General features: G+C 71.1%; 17 protein-coding genes. 9 read left to right on the top strand and 8 right to left on the bottom strand.

What is annotated here, in order from left to right:
• Nucleotides 1-30 precede the first annotated feature (30 nt).
• On the bottom strand, nucleotides 31-273 hold the full coding sequence (locus OHA17_RS16915) for a DUF397 domain-containing protein (RefSeq protein WP_406507323.1): 243 nt from the start codon (nucleotides 271-273) through the stop codon (nucleotides 31-33).
• Nucleotides 270-1,127, bottom strand: coding sequence for a helix-turn-helix domain-containing protein (locus OHA17_RS16910; RefSeq protein ID WP_406507322.1), 858 nt, complete (start codon nucleotides 1,125-1,127; stop codon nucleotides 270-272). The genes OHA17_RS16915 and OHA17_RS16910 overlap by 4 nt, the downstream gene beginning before the upstream one ends.
• A 125-nt stretch (nucleotides 1,128-1,252) precedes the next feature.
• Between OHA17_RS16910 and OHA17_RS16905 the strand changes: the two genes are divergently transcribed.
• Both OHA17_RS16905 and OHA17_RS16900 read left to right on the top strand, forming a co-directional pair.
• Nucleotides 1,253-1,693, top strand: a complete 441-nt coding sequence (locus OHA17_RS16905; RefSeq protein ID WP_406507321.1) for an ATP-binding protein — start codon at nucleotides 1,253-1,255, stop codon at nucleotides 1,691-1,693.
• 70 nt (nucleotides 1,694-1,763) lie between these two features.
• Nucleotides 1,764-2,807 carry a hypothetical protein gene (locus OHA17_RS16900; RefSeq protein WP_406507320.1) on the top strand — a complete coding sequence of 348 codons (1,044 nt, stop codon included), beginning with the start codon at nucleotides 1,764-1,766 and terminating at the stop codon, nucleotides 2,805-2,807.
• A gap of 359 nt (nucleotides 2,808-3,166) precedes the next feature.
• Here OHA17_RS16900 and OHA17_RS16895 read toward each other — a convergent pair whose 3' ends face one another.
• Nucleotides 3,167-3,709 carry a DUF4188 domain-containing protein gene (locus tag OHA17_RS16895; RefSeq protein WP_406507319.1) on the bottom strand — a complete coding sequence of 181 codons (543 nt, stop codon included), beginning with the start codon at nucleotides 3,707-3,709 and terminating at the stop codon, nucleotides 3,167-3,169.
• 117 nt (nucleotides 3,710-3,826) lie between these two features.
• Between OHA17_RS16895 and OHA17_RS16890 the strand changes: the two genes are divergently transcribed.
• A complete protein-coding gene (locus OHA17_RS16890) occupies nucleotides 3,827-4,468 on the top strand; it encodes a MerR family transcriptional regulator (protein WP_406507318.1) in 642 nt (213 codons plus the stop codon).
• A gap of 65 nt (nucleotides 4,469-4,533) precedes the next feature.
• Here the strand turns inward: OHA17_RS16890 and OHA17_RS16885 are convergent, their stop codons facing one another.
• Both OHA17_RS16885 and OHA17_RS16880 read right to left on the bottom strand, forming a co-directional pair.
• Entirely contained in the window at nucleotides 4,534-5,685 is a 1,152-nt protein-coding gene (locus OHA17_RS16885) for a lipase family protein (protein WP_406507317.1), read from the bottom strand.
• Nucleotides 5,686-5,816: 131 nt separating this feature from the next.
• Entirely contained in the window at nucleotides 5,817-6,824 is a 1,008-nt protein-coding gene (locus OHA17_RS16880) for an AraC family transcriptional regulator (RefSeq protein WP_406507316.1), read from the bottom strand.
• A gap of 94 nt (nucleotides 6,825-6,918) precedes the next feature.
• Here OHA17_RS16880 and OHA17_RS16875 point away from each other — a divergent pair, with 94 nt between their 5' ends.
• Nucleotides 6,919-8,676 (top strand): AMP-dependent synthetase/ligase, encoded by a 1,758-nt coding sequence (locus tag OHA17_RS16875; protein ID WP_406507315.1) that lies wholly within the window; start codon nucleotides 6,919-6,921, stop codon nucleotides 8,674-8,676.
• A gap of 91 nt (nucleotides 8,677-8,767) precedes the next feature.
• Here OHA17_RS16875 and OHA17_RS16870 read toward each other — a convergent pair whose 3' ends face one another.
• A complete protein-coding gene (locus OHA17_RS16870) occupies nucleotides 8,768-8,971 on the bottom strand; it encodes a cold-shock protein (RefSeq protein ID WP_003967102.1) in 204 nt (67 codons plus the stop codon).
• Nucleotides 8,972-9,289: 318 nt separating this feature from the next.
• Here OHA17_RS16870 and OHA17_RS16865 point away from each other — a divergent pair, with 318 nt between their 5' ends.
• Complete coding sequence (locus OHA17_RS16865) at nucleotides 9,290-10,156, top strand: menaquinone biosynthetic enzyme MqnA/MqnD family protein (RefSeq protein ID WP_398875789.1); 867 nt, start codon at nucleotides 9,290-9,292, stop codon at nucleotides 10,154-10,156.
• A 28-nt stretch (nucleotides 10,157-10,184) separates the two neighbouring features.
• Here the strand turns inward: OHA17_RS16865 and OHA17_RS16860 are convergent, their stop codons facing one another.
• Complete coding sequence (locus OHA17_RS16860) at nucleotides 10,185-11,234, bottom strand: alpha/beta hydrolase (protein ID WP_406507314.1); 1,050 nt, start codon at nucleotides 11,232-11,234, stop codon at nucleotides 10,185-10,187.
• A 212-nt stretch (nucleotides 11,235-11,446) separates the two neighbouring features.
• On the opposite strand from OHA17_RS16860, the gene OHA17_RS16855 reads away from it, so the two are divergent.
• From OHA17_RS16855 to OHA17_RS16840, 4 genes are all read left to right on the top strand, one after another.
• On the top strand, nucleotides 11,447-13,213 hold the full coding sequence (locus OHA17_RS16855) for a serine/threonine-protein kinase (RefSeq protein WP_406510740.1): 1,767 nt from the start codon (nucleotides 11,447-11,449) through the stop codon (nucleotides 13,211-13,213).
• Between the two features lie 14 nt (nucleotides 13,214-13,227).
• Nucleotides 13,228-13,944 carry a prepilin peptidase gene (locus OHA17_RS16850; RefSeq protein WP_406510739.1) on the top strand — a complete coding sequence of 239 codons (717 nt, stop codon included), beginning with the start codon at nucleotides 13,228-13,230 and terminating at the stop codon, nucleotides 13,942-13,944.
• A gap of 87 nt (nucleotides 13,945-14,031) precedes the next feature.
• Nucleotides 14,032-15,231, top strand: a complete 1,200-nt coding sequence (gene mqnC, locus OHA17_RS16845) for a cyclic dehypoxanthinyl futalosine synthase (protein ID WP_398875786.1) — start codon at nucleotides 14,032-14,034, stop codon at nucleotides 15,229-15,231.
• Nucleotides 15,232-15,246: 15 nt separating this feature from the next.
• Nucleotides 15,247-15,882 (top strand): imidazolonepropionase-like domain-containing protein, encoded by a 636-nt coding sequence (locus tag OHA17_RS16840; protein WP_406507313.1) that lies wholly within the window; start codon nucleotides 15,247-15,249, stop codon nucleotides 15,880-15,882.
• Between the two features lie 15 nt (nucleotides 15,883-15,897).
• Here the strand turns inward: OHA17_RS16840 and OHA17_RS16835 are convergent, their stop codons facing one another.
• Nucleotides 15,898-16,902 (bottom strand): chitinase, encoded by a 1,005-nt coding sequence (locus OHA17_RS16835; RefSeq protein WP_406507312.1) that lies wholly within the window; start codon nucleotides 16,900-16,902, stop codon nucleotides 15,898-15,900.
• Between the last annotated feature and the right edge of the window lie 28 nt (nucleotides 16,903-16,930).

The following is a 16,930-nucleotide window of genomic DNA, read 5'->3' as shown; positions in this document are numbered from 1 at the left end:
GGCCCCGCCCTTTCGAAGGGCTGAGCGTCTTTACTGCTTGGCGTACGCGGTGAACGCCGCCCATGTGGCTGGGGCCACCGCCAGTTGGGGACCCTGGGGGTTCTTTGAGTCCCGGATGTGGATTGTGGTGGGGTGGGAGGCTATTTCGACGCATTCGCCGCCACCTCCGCTGCTGTGGCTGGACTTCCGCCAGGCACAGGCGAGTTCGACGCAGTCGCCGCCCTCCGCGCCGCTGTAGCTGCTCTTGTACCAGTGGAGCTGCTCGGTGTTCATCGTTCTCCCAGCATCTTCTCGATCAGGGACAGCGACTCCCGTGGGGTGAGAGCCTGAGCCCGGATGATCCCGTAGCGGGTGGTAATGAGACGGACCTCATTTGGATCCGTGATCAATCGAGGGTGGCCCTGGATTTCCGTGTACGCAACCTGCCGGTTCGCCCTCGTGGTCAGCAGGTTGAATGGGCCGTCGACCCCAGGGCAGTCTTCGCGGTCCGTCGGCATGACCTGGAGCTCCACGGTTCGCAGTCGCCCCATATGCAGCAACTGCCTGAGCTGCTCTTCATGGACTGCTCTGCCCCCGATGGGGCGTTGCAGAACAACCTCCTCGAAGACGAAGCTGAACGTGGCGGCGGGCCAGCACTGAAGTACCTGCTGGCGAGCGAGCCGGTCCGCGACCCGCTTGTCGACAGTCGCCTCGTCCAGTAGCGGGCGCCGCTGAGTGAACAGCGCGCGTGCGTACGCCTCTGTCTGGAGCAGCCCGTGTACGGCCTGGCAACCGTAGTGGTGCAGCTCGATCGCCTCCGCTTCGAGCCGGGCGTAGTCCCGGTACCACTCCGGATGCCGGGTCCGTGCCTTCGACTGGGCCTTGCGTACGTCTTCCTTCGCTGCCTTCAACAGCCCACCCGCGTTGAGGACTTCATCCGCTGCGTCGAGGAATTCCGGCTGAGGAATGCGCACCCCGCGCTCAATCGCGGAGATCTGTGCTTCCCCGTACCCGACCAGCATTCCGAATTCGCGCTGGGTAAGGCCTGCCCGTTCGCGGAGCAGCTTGATCTGCTTGCCCAGGGCGCTGAAGAGTTCGGACGTGCCCTCCGCCTCGCCCGGTGATTCCGGGCGGCGTTCCTGATCCACCTATGCCTCCGCGCATGCGGTTACGGTCGACAAGCCGTACAGCGCGCACCCCGTACCCGTACAGGTACCCGGTGTTGCGCCGCTGCCCCTGTTCAGGTTACGCACACCTCGTCACGCTCGGTCACATGAATCCCCAATCCGCCGTCACGGCAACCGAGTTCGTCCAGAGGTTCAGCAGTACGCGGCGCGGTGCGCGGCTCGCTCGGTGGCTGGCGGTGCAGCAGTTGGACGCGTGGGGCATCCCGTACGGGAGCCCGCGTTCCGACGCCGCCGCGCTCGTCGTCGCCGAGTTCGCCGCCAATGCCGTGACCCACGGTCACGTGCCCGGGCGGGACTTCGAGCTGCGGCTCACGCTGGGGGAGCTGTTGCGGATCGAGGTGAGTGATGCGCGAGGAGAGAAGGAGCCCGTCGGCTCGGGGCCGCTCGCGGAGGACGCCGAATGCGGGCGCGGGCTGCTGCTCGTGGCGGCCGTCGCCGTGGCGTGGGGTGTGAAGGCGCGGCCGGGCGTCGGAAAAGTCGTCTGGGCGGAACTCCACGCGTGGGACCAGGAGGAGGGGGCTGTGTAAAGGGAGAGTCAAGGCCGACGTAGCATGCGGGGGACCAATACTGACTTTCTTGGGTAACTCGGGGAATCACATGAAGTTCACGCGCATATCGGTGCTCGTCGCGTCCGCGGCCATCGCGCCGGCCGTTCTGCTCGCCTCTCCGGCGTACGCCGCCGACGCCAAGGCGCCTGCCGTCTCGGCGCCGGACGCGGGGGCGAAGACTCCCGACGAGCAGGCGGTCGCGGACAAGGCGGAGATCCTGCGGCTGATGGCGGCCAAGGGTGCAGGGACGGGGATCAAGGAAGAGGGGGCCAAGGCCATCGACGGCGGCCCGGCCGCCATGCGGAAGTTCCTTGAGGTGGGCCAGTTCATCGCGCGCGACGACGACAACCGGGTCGCGATCGCCCGGATCATCGGCACGTCAGACAAGGTCGGCCGGGGTGTCCGCGAGGCGGGCATGAAGGCGCTCAACGGCACTCCGCAGGATCGTGTGAAGTTCCTTGAGGTGGGCCAGTTCAAGGCCCGCCTGGACGATGGCCGGGTGAGTGTTCTCCGGATCATGAATGCCGGTGGAGTCTCGGTGAAGGAGGCCGGAGGCAAGGCGCTGGACGCGAACACCCTTGAGGCCCTCACGGAGTTCCTCGAAGTCGGCCAGTTCGAGGCCCGCATCATCGACAACCGGGTCCTGGCCATGCAGATCTCCAGCACGGGCGGCCCCGCCGTGAAGGCGGCCGCCAAGAAGGCACTCCTCGGCACCCCCGAAGACGTCCAGGCCTTCCTCGACAAGGGCCAGTACGAGGCCCGCAAGAAGGACGAGGCCGACGCCGTGGCCGCGAAGGACAAGGACAAGGGCAAGAAGGACGACGGGAAGAAGGGCGAGGGCGAGCCCAAGCCCGACGCCTCCAAGGAGGCCGGCAAGGGCGCCGGTGCTGCCACCGACACCGACACCGGCATCGGCGACAAGGGGGGTAAGGCTGTGACCGCCGCCTCTCAGAACACCCCTGCCGGGGGCACCTCTCTCGCCTCCACCGGAGCGGGTTCGGCGCTGCCTTGGGCCGCCGGGGGTACCGCCGTTGCTCTTGCGGGCGGTGCGGGGATCTTGGTGGCCACGCGTCGCCGCCGCGCTGCGGAGTAGGTGCCGGCTGCGGGTCGTCGGGGGATTGCGCAGTTCCCCGCGCCCCTTGAGGGGTCGGATGTCGGCTGCGGGTTGTGTGTGGCTGGTCGCGCAGTTCCCCGCGCCCCTGGAGGTGGCCCGGCACGGTTGTGCTCGCGCTCGCCCGGTGCAGGCGTGAAGTGTCAGCGTCCGCGCCCTTGTAGGGGACCCGGCACGGTTGGTCGTGCCTGTGCGGGGGGCCGCGAAGTGTCGGAGCACCCCGGGCGCGGGGGGAAGTCCATCGGCGATCGGGGTGTTGCTCGCTTCGTCCCTGTCATCAACCCACCTATCTCGTAAGCGAGTTGACCGTAGAGCTCCTCTGGGGGTCTGGAGCCCAGAGCTCAGCCCTCTCCGCCCCCTGCACGGGCGGGCGGGTGGGCGGATCCCCCCTTTGCCCGGCGCCCAAGCCGTTCCGTCGCGCTCCGCCCCCTCGCCTCCAGTGGCAGCACCCCCGTCGCCGCTGCCAGGCCGAACGGTGGCATGTCCGCGTAGATCGACTCGTACGAACCCTCGGGCACGATGTACGTCTCGTGCCACAGGCCCACGTGCCCGCGCAACTTGCCCTTGCGCTCCTTGCGGTTGAGGATCGCCCACGCCCGGTGGTGGAACATCTCCGGCGAGTGCGCGTAGGCGTACAGCTTCTCCTTGGACTCCCAGTACTGGACCACGTAGTACGTGCGCGGTGACGCGGTCAGCAGGACGTGGCCGAGGAGGCCGCGGCTCTTGTCCTTCTTGAGTTCGCCGAGCATGCGGAACATGGCTGCGCCCACCGGCACCCACTGGTGCACTGCCCAGAAGTGGTTGACGCGCATCCCGATCAGGAGCACCACCACGTCGCCCTCGGCGGCGGCGGTCGTGCGATTCGGGCTCGGCTTGGCGAACATGGTGCCTCCAGCTCCTCGACGGACGGCTTCCCCGGCTGCCAACTCCCGTGTTGGATAACGGAGTTACCCAGGGTAGATATCTTGGATAATGGCGTTATCCGAGGAGGGGCGCAAGAGATGCGGCTGGCCGAGTTGAGCGAGCGGAGCGGGGTCTCCGCCGCGATGATCAAGTACTACCTGCGGCAGGGCATGCTCGCGCCGGGGCGCAAAGTGGGTGCCACCACGGCCGACTACGACGAGAGCCATCTGCGTCGGCTCCGCCTCGTCCGTGCCCTGATCGAGGTCGGGCGGCTCCCGGTGGCCACGGCCAAGGAGGTCATCGGGTACGTCGACGACGACTCCCTCGACCGCACCATCCGGCTCGGCGCCGCCCTCTGGGCCCTGCCCCACGGGCCCGACCCGGACGACGGTGACGAGTCCGTGGTCGCCGCCCGGAGCGAGGTGGACCGGCTGCTCGGCATGCTGGGGTGGTCCACCGCTCGCGAACTCGGTGAACTCTCGCCCGATCACCGGGCTCTGATCGTCGCCGTCGCCACGCTCAACCGGCTCGGTTATCCCTGGGACGCCGAGCTCATGGCCCCGTACGCCCAGCTCATGCACCAGGCGGCCGTCCGCGATCTCGACTTCGTCGAGACCCACCCCTCCGAGGCCGAGAAGGTCGAGGTCGCCGTCGCCGCCACCGTCCTCTTCGACCCGATCCTGCGAGCCCTGCACCGCCTCGCCCAGCAGGAAGAATCGGCACGGCGCTACGGGCTGTAGCGCGCTCGCATGCGCCGAGCCCGCCCCCGGGGATCCCGAAGGCGGGCTCAACTCGCCTCAATCCGCTAGCAGTTGGAGCTCGCCGGCTTGCCCGCGAACCTGTCCGCCAGCCAGTTCGCCGCCGGGACTCCGCCCACCGTCACCCCGCCGATGTGGCCGAGCAGCGGCAGCGCGTGCCACTCCACGTTCGCGCCCTTGGCGCACCAGTCGGAGCGCAGCTGCCGGCCCACCGCGTACGGGATCAGCTCGTCGACCGTGCCGTGGTAGAGGTACACCGGCGCGTCCGGGCGGTGCGTGCCGAGTTTCGACTCGGCCAGCCTGGCCTGCCAGTCCGGCTGTTGGAGCGGGTTCTTCACGGTCAGGTCGGTGACGTGCTTGAACGAGCCCACCGTCGTGTCGATCGCCACGCAGTTGTTCTTGAAGTAGTCGACCAGCGCCTTGCCCGCCGGGTTCAGGTACGAGTCCAGCTTCAGCTCGGGGAAGGCCGCGTCCTGGCCGGCCGCCGCCATGAAGATGAGGCCGGAGCCGAGGCCGCCGTCGTTGGACGCGGCCACCTTCATGAGGTCGGCCGGGGCGCCGCCGGTCGCGGTGCCCTTCACCTTCAGCTCGGGGGCGTACGAGTCGTGCAGCTCGGCCGCCCAGCTGCTGGCCTGGCCGCCCTGCGAGTAACCCATGATCCCCACGGGCGAGTTGGCGTCGACGCCGGGGATGCCGAGGCGCTCGGCGGCGCGGGCCGCGTCCAGCATGGCGGTGCCCTCGGCCCGGCCGACCGTGTACGTGTGGTCGCCGGGGGTGCCCAGGCCCTCGTAGTCGGTGACCGCGACGGCCCAGCCCTTCTGCACGACCTGGTTGATCAGGGTGGCCTCGACGGCCGTCCCGTACGGGAAGTTGGCGCTCGGCGCACACGAGTCGCCGAGCCCGACCGTGCCGACGGCGTACGTCACGACCGGGCGCGGCCCCGTGCGGCCGTCGTTGGGCACGATGACCGTGCCGGACACGACGTTCGGGCCGCCCTTGGCGGTGGTGGAGCGGTACGTGACGTGCCAGGCCTTGGTGTTGGTCCACTGGCCGGGCAGCGGATGGAACTCGGTGGGGGACTGGGTGACGATGTCCCCGGGTGAAGCGGTCGCCGTGTCGTCGGCGAACGCGGTGGGGGTGGCTGCCGACAGGAGGAGTGCGGCGGTGATGGCACCGGCCACTCTGGTACGGACGTGCATGCGGCTCTCCCAACGGTCCTATGGGGCGCGGGCAGTTGAGGAGAAGGTAGTGACTGACCGGTAGGTACGGAGCTGACCGTACCGCTCACCTTCACTGACCCCGGAGACGGCGGAAGGCTCCGGGACCGGGCTCAGCGGCCCAGTCGGTACGACCCCGGTGTCGTGCCCGTCCAGCGGCGGAACGCGCGGTGGAAGCTCGTGTCCTCCGAGAAGCCGAGGCGGGCCGCGATCTCCGCGATCGGCTCGCGGCCCTCCGCCAGGCCCGCGATCGCGGCATCGCGCCGCACCGCGTCCTTGAGCTGCTGGAACGAGGTGCCCTCCCGTGCCAGGCGGCGGCGCAAAGTCGCCGGGGACATGGCGAGGCGGGCAGCCGTCTCCTCCAGGGTGGGCAGCCGGGGAGAGGCGCGCAGGGCGCCGGAGAGGGCCCGGCCCACCTGCTCGCCGACCGTCGTCCCGTAGGCGTGGCGGCTGAGGAGTTCGAAGGGGGAGCGGCGCAGCATCTGGGCCAGCGCCGCTTCGTCGCGTACGAGCGGGGCGGTCAGCCAGTGCGCGTCGAACACCGCCTCCGTGCGGGCGTCCCCGAACCGGACCGGGCAGCCGAACAGCGACTCGTACTCGTCCTTGTGCGGGGGCGGCGGATAGCCGAAGGCGGCGCGGGTCAGCGGGATGCGGCGGCCCACCAGCCAACTGCACAGCCGGTGCCAGATGATCACCAGGCACTCGGTCAGGAACCGGTCCTCGTCCCGGCCCATCAGGTCGCCCCGTACCGCGAACACCGCCTCGGGGCCGGTGATGTCGAGGGTTAGGTCGGGGCCGTGCGCGAACAGGCCGTAGAACGTGGTGCCGCGTCGCATCGCCCCGCCGAGGTCGCGGCAGCCGAGCACCGCGTAACACATCATCGCGAAGGTGCCGGGGCGGCTGGGGGCGCCGCCGAGCCCGAGGAACTCGTCCCCGGTCACCCGGTACAGGGCCCGGAAGAGCTGCGCGAACTGGGCCGGGGTGACCCGCGCTCGGTCGTCCCCGAGCAGCAGCGGGGGGATGCCGGACGCCTGGAGCAACGGCACGGTGTCGATGCCGTGCCGCTCGGCGCCGCGCAGCACGGCCCGCACGTGGTGCACGGTGATCGTCGGCTTCGCCATGGTCAACGACGTTAGCCGGGTTGAGCGTTGAGGTCAGCCGGGGTGACGTTTCCCGTCATCCCGCGCGGCCCGGGACCGTACTTACCGTCGGGTCATGAACCCCCAGAGCCCGCACCAGCGCCCGCGCCCCGAGACGCTCGCCGTGTTCACCGAGTGGGCGGCCGGGCGCCACCCGGACCGGCCGGCCCTCAGGTTCCGCGAGGCGGGCGGGGGCTGGACGACGGTCACGTACGCCGAGCTGCGCGACACCGTACGCCGCACCGCGCGCGGCCTGCTCGCGCTCGGCATCGAGGCCGGCGACCGGGTCGCGATCCTCGCCGAGACCCGCCCGGAGTGGACGTACGCGCACTTCGCCTGCCTGGCGGCGGGCGCGGTGGTGGTGCCGGTGTATCCGACGGCGGGCGATGAGGAGACCACCTGGGTCCTCGCGGATTCCGCCGCGAAGGCGGTCATCTGCGAGGGGCCCGCGGAGGCGGCCCGGGTGGAGGGGCTGCGCGGGAAGGTGCCCGCGCTCGCTCACGTACTGCTGATGACCGGGCCCTGTGAGGGGAGGGCGGTGCCGCTGGCGTATCTGGGGGCCCGCGCCGAGTCCGTGCCGCTCGACGACCTGCGGGCCCGGTCCGTGGCCGTCCGGCCCGACGACGACGCCGAGCTCGTCTACACCTCCGGGACCACCGGCCTTCCCAAGGGCTGCCGGCTCACGCACGGCAACATGGGCGCGGTCCAGGACGCGACCCTGCACCTCATCGAGGGCGGCCCCGGCGACCGCACGTACCTCTACCTGCCCCTCGCGCACCTGCTCGCCCAGCTGATCCAGTTCTCGACGCTGCTCTACGGCGGCGAGCTGTGCTACTTCGGCGGCCGGATCGAGGACGTGGTCGGCGAGCTCGCCGAGGCGCAGCCGACCCATCTGCCGTCCGTACCGCGGCTTTTCGAGAAGGTCTACTCGGTCGTGCGCTCGTTCGCTGAGGCGACGGAGGGCGGCGGCGAGCGGTTCGACGCGGCGGTCGCGATCGGCGTCCTCGCGGCGGACGGGCAGCTTCCGCCCGAGCGTCAGGGCGCGTACGAGGCCGCCGACGCCTCGCTGTTCAGCCTGGTCAGAGCGGCCTTCGGCGGGCGCCTGCGCTGGGCGCTCACCGGCGGCGCCCCCATCGACCCGGCGATCCTCGACTTCCTGCGGGCCTGCGGGATCCAGGTCTTCGAGGGGTACGGGATGACCGAGTCCGCGGGCGTGATCTCGCTCAACCACCCGGGGGCGGTGCGGTACGGCACGGTGGGGCGGCCGGTCGCGGGGTGCGAGGTGAAGATCGCGCCCGACGAGGAGGTCCTTGCGCGCGGGCCGATGATCTTCCCCGGGTACCACGCGAACGCCCTGGGCACGGCGGAGGCGCTGGACGCGGAGGGGTGGCTGCACACGGGCGACTTGGGGGCGGTGGACGCGGACGGTTACCTGACGATCACCGGCCGCAAGAAGGACCTGATCATCACGTCCGCCGGCAAGAACCTGACGCCCTCGCACGTGGAGCTGGCCATCGAGCGGGCCCGGATCGTCTCGCACGCGGTGATGGTGGGGGACCGGCGGCCGTATCCCGTCGCGCTGATCACGGTGGATGCGCAGGAGACGGCGGGGCGGGGTCCGGACGAGGTGCGGGAGCTCGTGCGGGCTGCGGTCGAGGCGGCCAATGCGCAGGTGTCCCGGCCCGCGCGGATCCGGGGGTTCGCGGTGCTGCCGCAGGACTTCACGGTGGAGCGGGGTGAGCTGACCCCCACCTTGAAGGTGCGGAGGAAGGCGATCCTTGAGCGGTACGCGACTGAGATCGAGGGGCTTTACGGCTGCCCCGCGCCCCTGTAGGGCGCCCAGCACCGCAAAAGGCAGGAGCCCCGGTCCGGATGGACGGGGCTCCTTGGGTACTGCTAAGTCAGCGATCGCCAACCCGGGCAAGTTAGGCCGGGGTGACGTTCTCCGCCTGCGGGCCCTTCGGGCCCTGGGTGACGTCGAAGTTCACGACCTGGTTCTCCTCCAGGGAGCGGAAACCAGACGCGTTGATCGCGGAGTAGTGGACGAAGACATCCGGGCCGCCGCCGTCCTGGGCGATGAAGCCGAAGCCCTTTTCAGCGTTGAACCACTTCACGGTTCCGGTAGCCATAAGCCCTCCTTGGGCCAAAGGGTTGCCCTGCTCCAGAACCTGCAAACAAGTCTGAAAACTACAAAAGCCTGCGGGTTACATGCTCCGCAGGCTCTGTACTGCAAGGGAAACCAAACTGCAACTTGCGCTGAGCGTAGCACGCAGCTCAGGTGCCGCGGTAGAGGGAAAGATCACTCCGTCCGGACGTTTGACCGGGGGCGGAGCAGGCGATCAGGCTCCCTCGCGAGGCACCCCGTACGGCCCAGCGGGGACGCTCCCGCGGCACCCCCGGCAGGGCCCGGCGCGGTCCACCCAGTGGGACGGGTCTAGCCTCGGCACGTGGACAATTCAACCAGCCCCCAGCACCACGGCGGCCGGCCGCGCGTCGGTCACATCCAGTTCCTGAACTGCCTGCCCCTGTACTGGGGCCTGGCACGGACGGGGACGCTGCTCGACCTGGAGCTGACCAAGGACAGCCCGGAGAAGCTCAGCGAGCAGTTGGTGAACGGTGACCTGGACATCGCGCCGATCACCCTCGTGGAGTTCCTGCGCAACGCGGACGACCTGGTCGCCTTCCCCGACATCGCGGTCGGCTGCGACGGGCCGGTGATGTCCTGCGTGATCGTCTCGCAGCGTCCTCTTGAGGACCTGGACCGGGCCCGGGTCGCCCTCGGGTCCACCTCGCGAACCTCCGTACGCCTGGCGCAGCTGCTGCTCGCCGAGCGGTACCAGGTGGCCCCCGACTACTACACGTGCCCGCCCGACCTCGGCCTGATGATGCGCGAGGCGGACGCCGCCGTGCTGATCGGGGACGCCGCGCTGCGGGCCTCGCTGCACGACGCCCCGCGGCTCGGGCTCCAGGTCCACGACCTGGGCACGATGTGGAAGGAGTGGACGGGGCTGCCGTTCGTCTTCGCCGTGTGGGCGGCCCGCAAGGACTACCTGGCCCGCGAGCCCCACGTCGTACAGCAGGTGCACGAGGCGTTCCTCGCGTCCCGGGACCTCTCCCTGGAGGAGGTCACCAAGGTGGCCGAGCAGGCCGCGCGCTGGGAGGTGTTCGACGCCGAGCTCCTGGAGCGCTACTTCACGACGCTCGACTTCCGCTTCGGGCCCCAACAGCTCGAAGGCGTAAGGGAGTTCGCCCGGCGGACGGGTCCCACCACCGGGTTCGCCGCGGATGTGAACGTGGAGCTGCTCGCTCCGTAAGGGCTTCCCGCGAGGAACCTCGGACCGTTCAGGAGGAGGGGATGGGGGCGAGCATCTGCTTGCTGATCCACTCCATGGTCCCCTCGCCCATGCCCGTCACGTAGGTGTGGGCGTTGTGGGTGCCGCCCTGGATCAGCTGGAGGCGGGTCTTCACCGGGCCCTTGCCGTACGTGTCGATGAATTTCTTCACGTTCGGCACGACGGTGCCTTCCTTGGTGCCCACCTGGAAGGCGAGCGCGACCTCGGGACCCTTCTTGTCGATCAGGTCCTGGGCCAGCTTCTCCGGGTTGTTCGCCTGCTTCTCGGCCTCGTGGCCGGCCCACAGCGGGGAGTCCGGCACGGTGTCCGGGCCCGAGGCGATCGCGGCCTTGAACAGGTCGGGCCGCTTGAGCACCGACTTCAGGCCGACGAAGCCGCCCGACGAGGAGCCCATGAAGGCCCAGCCGTCACGGGACTTGAAGGTGCGGAAGTTGGCCCGCACCAGGTCCGGCACGTCCTCGGTCATCCAGGTGCCCATCTTCGGCTGGCCCGGGATGTCACTGCCGTCGTAGTAGTGCTTGGCGTCCGGGTTGAGGACCGGCATGACCACGATGAACGGCAGGCTCTTGCCGGTCTTGGACCACTCGCTGATGCTGCTCTGCAGCTTGAGGTCGGTGCCCATCCAGTAGTTCTTGGGGTAGCCGTTTCCGCCGGGCAGCGCGATGAGCACCGGGAAGCCGCTGTTCTTGTACTTCTCGTCGAAGTACTGCTTCGGCGCCCACACCCACACCTTGCCGGTGAACCCGGACTTGGCGCCCTTGAGCGTGGTCACGCCGATCTTGGTGCCGTCGCTGAGGCTGCTCTGCGTGGTGAACTCGGCCTTCGGGCCGGTCGGTAGGAGCGTCTGGGCTGCCGCGCCGTTCTTCGCGGAGGCGTCGTCGTTCTTCTTCTGCCCGCCCTGCGCCGAGGCCTCCGGCGACGGACTGCTCGGCCCCGAGTCGAAGCTGACCGGCTTGCCCTCGTCGGAGCAGCCGGAGACCAGCACGACCGAGCCGATGACGGCGGCTGCTATCAGAGCGGCAGGGCGGCGACGCTTCATTCGGGGCTCCGTGAATCTGGCTGAGGGCGGTGGCATTTTGGGCGATTAAGCATGAACTACGCCAGTCAAGAGGGCGGAACCCGCTATTCGGTTCGCTCACGTAAGCATGGGATCAGTCTCGGTTGAGGGTGATCCCGCGCACGTACGGCTCTACGCTGCTGTGCGACCGGCTTGACCAGGGTGGGCGTTGGGGGAGCACCGCGATGCAGTCTTTGCAGCCGCTGGAAGCGGGCGAACCGCGGACGATCGGCGCCTACCGGCTGCTCGGCCGGCTCGGGGCGGGCGGTATGGGCCGGGTGTACCTGGGCCGCAGCGCGGGCGGCCGCACGGTCGCGGTCAAGGTGGTGCACCCGCACTTCGCCCTCGACGAACAGTTCCGGGCACGCTTCCGGCACGAGGTCGAGGCGGCCCGGCGGGTCGGCGGCGACTGGACCGCGCCGGTCCTCGACGCGGACCCGGAGGCGCCGGTTCCGTGGGTGGCGACGGGTTATGTGGCCGGCCCCTCGCTGACCCAGGCCGTCATGGACCGCGGCCCGCTTCCCGATCACTTGGTACGGGTCCTGGGCGCCGGCCTCGCCGAGGCGCTTGCCGCGGTGCACGCGCTCGGCCTCGTCCACCGGGACGTGAAGCCCTCGAACGTGCTGCTCACCCTCGACGGCCCCCGCCTCATCGACTTCGGCATCGCCCGCGCCACCGACGGCACCGCCTCGCTCACCGCGACCGGCGTCTCCATCGGCTCGCCCGGCTACATGTCGCCCGAGCAGATTCTGGGCCGGGGCGTGACCGGCGCCGCCGACATGTTCTCGCTGGGCGCGGTCCTCGCGTACGCGGCGACCGGCGAGCCGCCCTTCCCCGGCGACTCCTCGGCGGCCCTCCTCTACAAGGTGGTGCACGAGTCGCCCGAACTGGGCGCCGGCCTCACCGGCGAGCTGCGCGACGCGGTCGGAGCCTGCCTCGCCAAGGACCCGGCCGACCGCCCGGCCCCCGCCGCCCTCGCGGCCCGCCTCGCCCCGGCCGGAGCGGCCGCGCTGGTCCGGGACGGCTGGCTGCCGGGCCCACTGGTGGAGGAGGTCAGCCGGTCCGCGGTGCGGCTGCTCGACCTGGAGCCCGGCGAGCCGGTGAGCGGCTCGGGCCCGATCCCGTTCAGCAGCCCGGCGGTCGGGGGCGGGGCGGGCAGCGGTACGGGTCCCGGGTCCGGGGCCGCCGGCGCCTTCGGCCCGCCGGACGCCTCGTACGGCCGGGACGCGGCCCCCTTCCCGGGCCCGCGCACACCCCCGCCGCCCACCGCCCCGCCCGGCCCGGCCGACCGGGGCCCGCGCGTCGCCCTGTCCGTCGCGACGGCCGCCGAGCCGGGCGAACGCGGCCAGGGCCGCAAGGTCAGCTGCACGGTGGCCCTCGCGGTCGCGGGCGCGCTGGCCGCCGTGACGGTCGGCGCGGCCTTCCTGTTCGACATGCTTCCGGGCGGAGGCGGCAAGGAGAGCAACACGGGTGCGAAGCCGCCCGCTTCGACCCCGGTGACGGGTGCGCCCGAGCCCGGGACGCGGGCCCCGACCGACGCCGCGACCCCGTCGGGTTCGCCCTCGGGTTCGCCGTCCGGAACCCAACTGGCAAATCTGCCAAGCCAGTTCATCGGCACCTGGCAGGGCCCGACCACGGAGCAGAGCACCGGCCAGCCGCACGGCACGGTCACCGCCGCCTTCACGGCGGGCAGTACGGGCAGCGACGTCGTCCTGACGACGTCGACGATCGATGTGCTGGGTACGAAGGTGGAGTGCCACGGCGTGGGCAAGCTGCTCTCCGGCACGGCGGGCGAGGTGCGCATCGAGGAGCGCACCGACCCGCGCAAGCCCGGCACCGCGGGCCTGTGCACCACCGGCACCGCCGAACTCGTCTTCACCCTCGGCAGCGACGGCAAGCTCACGTACCAGTCCGAGGAGGCGGCCGCCGGAAGGCCCTCCGGCATCCTGACGAAGCAGTGAACGGGCTGGAAGCGGTGAACGGGCTTCTCGTCGCCGGGGCCGCGCTGTGGGGCGCGGGCGCCGGGGTGCTGCTGCCCCGCCCGGCCCACCGGCTCTCCGTCGAACCCGACGAGCCGTGGCGGCCCGCCGACCCCGACGGGCGGCCGTTCGCCGGGCCCGCCCGGGGCTGGCTCGGGGCCGCTCGCGGATACGGACCCTCGACTCCGGTCGTCGCGGCGCTGACCGCGCTGGTCTGCGCGGGGCTCGCCGCCACCACCGGAGCCCGCCCGGAGCTGGGGGTCTGGCTGCTGCTCGCGCCGGTGGCCGTGCTGCTCGGGGTCGTCGACCGGGGCGTGCACCGGCTGCCCGATGTGCTGACCCTGCCGCTCGCCCTCGCGGCGACCCTGCTGCTCGGCCTGGCCGCGCTGCTGCCCGGGCATGCGGGGGCCTGGACCACGGCTCTGCTCGGTGAACTCGCCCTGTGCGGTGGGTACTTGGTGCTTGTGCTCATCAACCCGGCGGGCATGGGCCTCGGCGACGCCAAGCTCGCGCTCGGGCTCGGGGCCGCTCTCGGGTGGTACGGCTGGCCGGTGCTCTTCGCGGGAGCCCTGCTCGGGCTCGTGCTCGGCGCGGTCTACGGGGGCGGGCTGCTGGTGCTGCGAAGGGCGAACCGAACGGCCGCGTTCCCCCTCGGGCCCTTCATGATCGCCGGAGCCTTCGGCGGCCTGCTCCTCGGCGGGCTCGCCGCCTGAGGGCCTGCGGCCCCCGCTCAGTGGGGCAGAGCCGCTGGCGTACGCTGGATCCGCCCGCCCGTAACCCCCTAGAAAGGGACACCTCCGGTGACTGAGAAGGCCGATCTTCAGTCCGTTCTCGACCGTGCCGCCGAGGGTGGGCGGATCACCCCGGAGGAAGCGCTCGACCTGTACCGGTCCGCGCCGCTGCACGCGCTCGGCGCCGCCGCCGACGCGGTGCGCCGCCGCCGGTACGCCGGTACCGAGCACATCGCGACGTACATCATCGAGCGGAACATCAACTACACGAACGTCTGCGTGACGGCGTGCAAGTTCTGCGCCTTCTACGCCGCGCCCAAGGACACCGCCAAGGGCTGGACCCGCGACCTCGACGACATCCTGCGCCGGTGCGCGGAGACCATCGAGCTCGGCGGCACCCAGATCATGTTCCAGGGCGGCCACCACCCCGACTTCGGCGTCGAGTACTACGAAGAGCACTTCTCCGCGATCAAGAAGGCGTACCCGCAGCTGGTCATCCACTCCCTGGGTGCCTCCGAGGTCGAGCACATGGCCCGGATCTCCAAGGTGTCGGTGGAGGAGGCCATCTCGCGCATCCACGCCGCCGGGCTCGACTCCTTCGCCGGGGCCGGCGCCGAGCTGCTGCCCGAGCGGCCGCGCAAGGCGATCGCGCCGCTGAAGGAGTCCGGCGAGCGCTGGCTGGAGATCATGGAGACCGCCCACGGCCTGGGCGTCGAGTCCACCTCCACCATGCTCATGGGCACGGGCGAGACCAACGCCGAGCGCATCGAGCACCTGCGCATGATCCGCGACGTGCAGGACCGCACGGGCGGCTTCCGCGCCTTCATCCCGTACACGTACCAGCCGGAGAACAACCACCTCAAGGGCCGCACCCAGGCGACGATCTTCGAGTACATCCGCATGATCGCGATCGCCCGGATCTTCCTCGACAACGTCGCGCACATCCAGGGCTCCTGGCTGACCACGGGCAAGGAGGCCGGGCAGCTCACCCTGCACTACGGCGCCGACGACCTCGGCTCGGTCATGCTGGAGGAGAACGTCGTCTCGTCGGCCGGGGCCAAGCACCGCTCCAACCTCATCGAGATGATCGACATGATCCGCAAGGCGGACCGGGTGCCCGCCCAGCGCGCCACCACCTACGAGCACCTCGTCGTGCACGAGGACCCGGCGAACGACCCGGTCGACACCCGCGTCCAGTCGCACATCTCCTCGACCGCGATCGAGGGCGGCACCGCCCACCCGGAGCTGAAGCTCCTCGCCTCCAACTGAGGCCGCGTTCCCGACGTGCTGACGCTTCACGCCGCCGACCTTCTGCTGCCCGGGGACCGCGAGCCGGTCCCGGGCGGTGCGGTGCTCATCGACGGTGACCGGATCGCGATGATCGCCCCGTACGAGGACGTCGCGGCCGAGCACCCCGCCGCCCGCGTCCGCCGCTGGCCCGGCGTGCTCACGCCCGGCCTGGTCAACCGGCACGGCGCGGCCCTGCTTGAGCTCACCTATTTCCCGGACGACCCCTTCGAGGTCGACGAGCTCGGCACCGAACCGCTGACCGGCGCCGCGCTCGCCGCCCTCGACCCGAGCGAGTCCCGCCGGGGCAACAGCGCCCGCCGCTGCACCCAGAAGCTGCTCGCGCACGGCGTGGTGGCGGTGACCGGGCCGCTCGTCACCCCGGCGGTGCGAACTGCCGTACAGCGGGCGGGACTTGAGGTGCTGCCGGGCGGTGGCGCCAAGGGTCCGGCGGCCCTCGATCCGTTCGCCGACGCCGAGCCGGGCGAGGCCTTCCGGGCTCCGCTCGCCGTGGGCGGCCCGGCCCGGTTCGCCGTCTTCGCCGTGCCGGACGAGGGCGCGCTGGCCGCGCGGGGCGCCGGGACCTGCATCGCCACCGTCATCGGCGGACGGCTGGTGCACCGGCGCCGGTGAGCCCGGTCGTCCCGCTCAGCTTCCCGACAGGGCCTTCGCGAAGGCGCCCGGCTCCTGGTCCACGCCGCTGCAACTCGCTTGCGCCACGGCCGGGTTGACGCCGCCACCGCACTTCTGGTCGCGGTACGTCACCCACAGGGAGAGCCGTCCGATGCCCTTGTCCTGGGCGAACTTCCGTACCTTCGCGGCGTCGTCCAGGGTGAACGTCTCGCCCTTCACATCGTTGACGCCGATCATCGACGTGACCCCGAGCTCCTGCCAGGCCGCCGCGTCCGAGAGGCCCAGGACCTGCTGGAGCTGGCCGTGCGCGGCGGTCGCGGCCCGCACCGCGTAGTCGCCCATGTCGCCTCCGAAGGAGGTGCCGTAGTTCATCGTCATCACGTTGACGGCAGAGACCTGCACGCCGTGGTCCTTGGCCGACTTGAGCAGCGCCGTGCCCTCGGGCGTGAGCCCCGTCGGCATCACCGCGAGCGTGAACGTCACCTTGAGGCTGCGCTCCTTCTGGAGCAGGGCTATCGCCTCCGCGCGCCGGGTGAGCGCGGCGGAGTCGGCGAGGGCGGCCCCCTCGATGTCGAAGTCGGCCTCGCCGGCCCCGGCCGCGTCCAGCGCCGAGCCGTAGGCGGCGGCCAGCTGGGCCGGGGTCTTGCAGGTCAGCGCGAGCTCCTTGCCGGCCTGCCCGCCGAAGGACACCCGCACCGCGGCGCCCGACTTCTTCAGCTCGGCCGCCCGGTCCTTGACGTCCTGGTCCACGATGGCCGTGTCGTCGTCCCAGACCGCCCGGCAGGTGCTGCCGTGGGCGACGGCGAACGCCAGGTTGTAGACGGCCGGGGAGCCCACCGCGTCGGTCGGCGAGGCCGTCGTGGCGCTGACGTAGGGGGAGTACCCGCTGTTCAACGGGCCGTTCGCGGCAGGCTTGGCCGGGGCCTCGGGCGCCGCGTCCGGGGTCGAGGAGCACCCCGCGCACACCAGCGCGGCCAAGGCGCCGAGCCCCGCGACCGGCACCCTCAGGAAACTCCGCATGTCGTGTGCACCCGCTCTCGTGGTTCCG

This window comes from Streptomyces sp. NBC_00212 (assembly GCF_045206365.1).
Classification (GTDB): domain Bacteria; phylum Actinomycetota; class Actinomycetes; order Streptomycetales; family Streptomycetaceae; genus Streptomyces.
The sequence above is the reverse complement of the archived record's forward strand: the minus strand, read 5'-3'. Positions and strand labels throughout refer to the sequence as shown.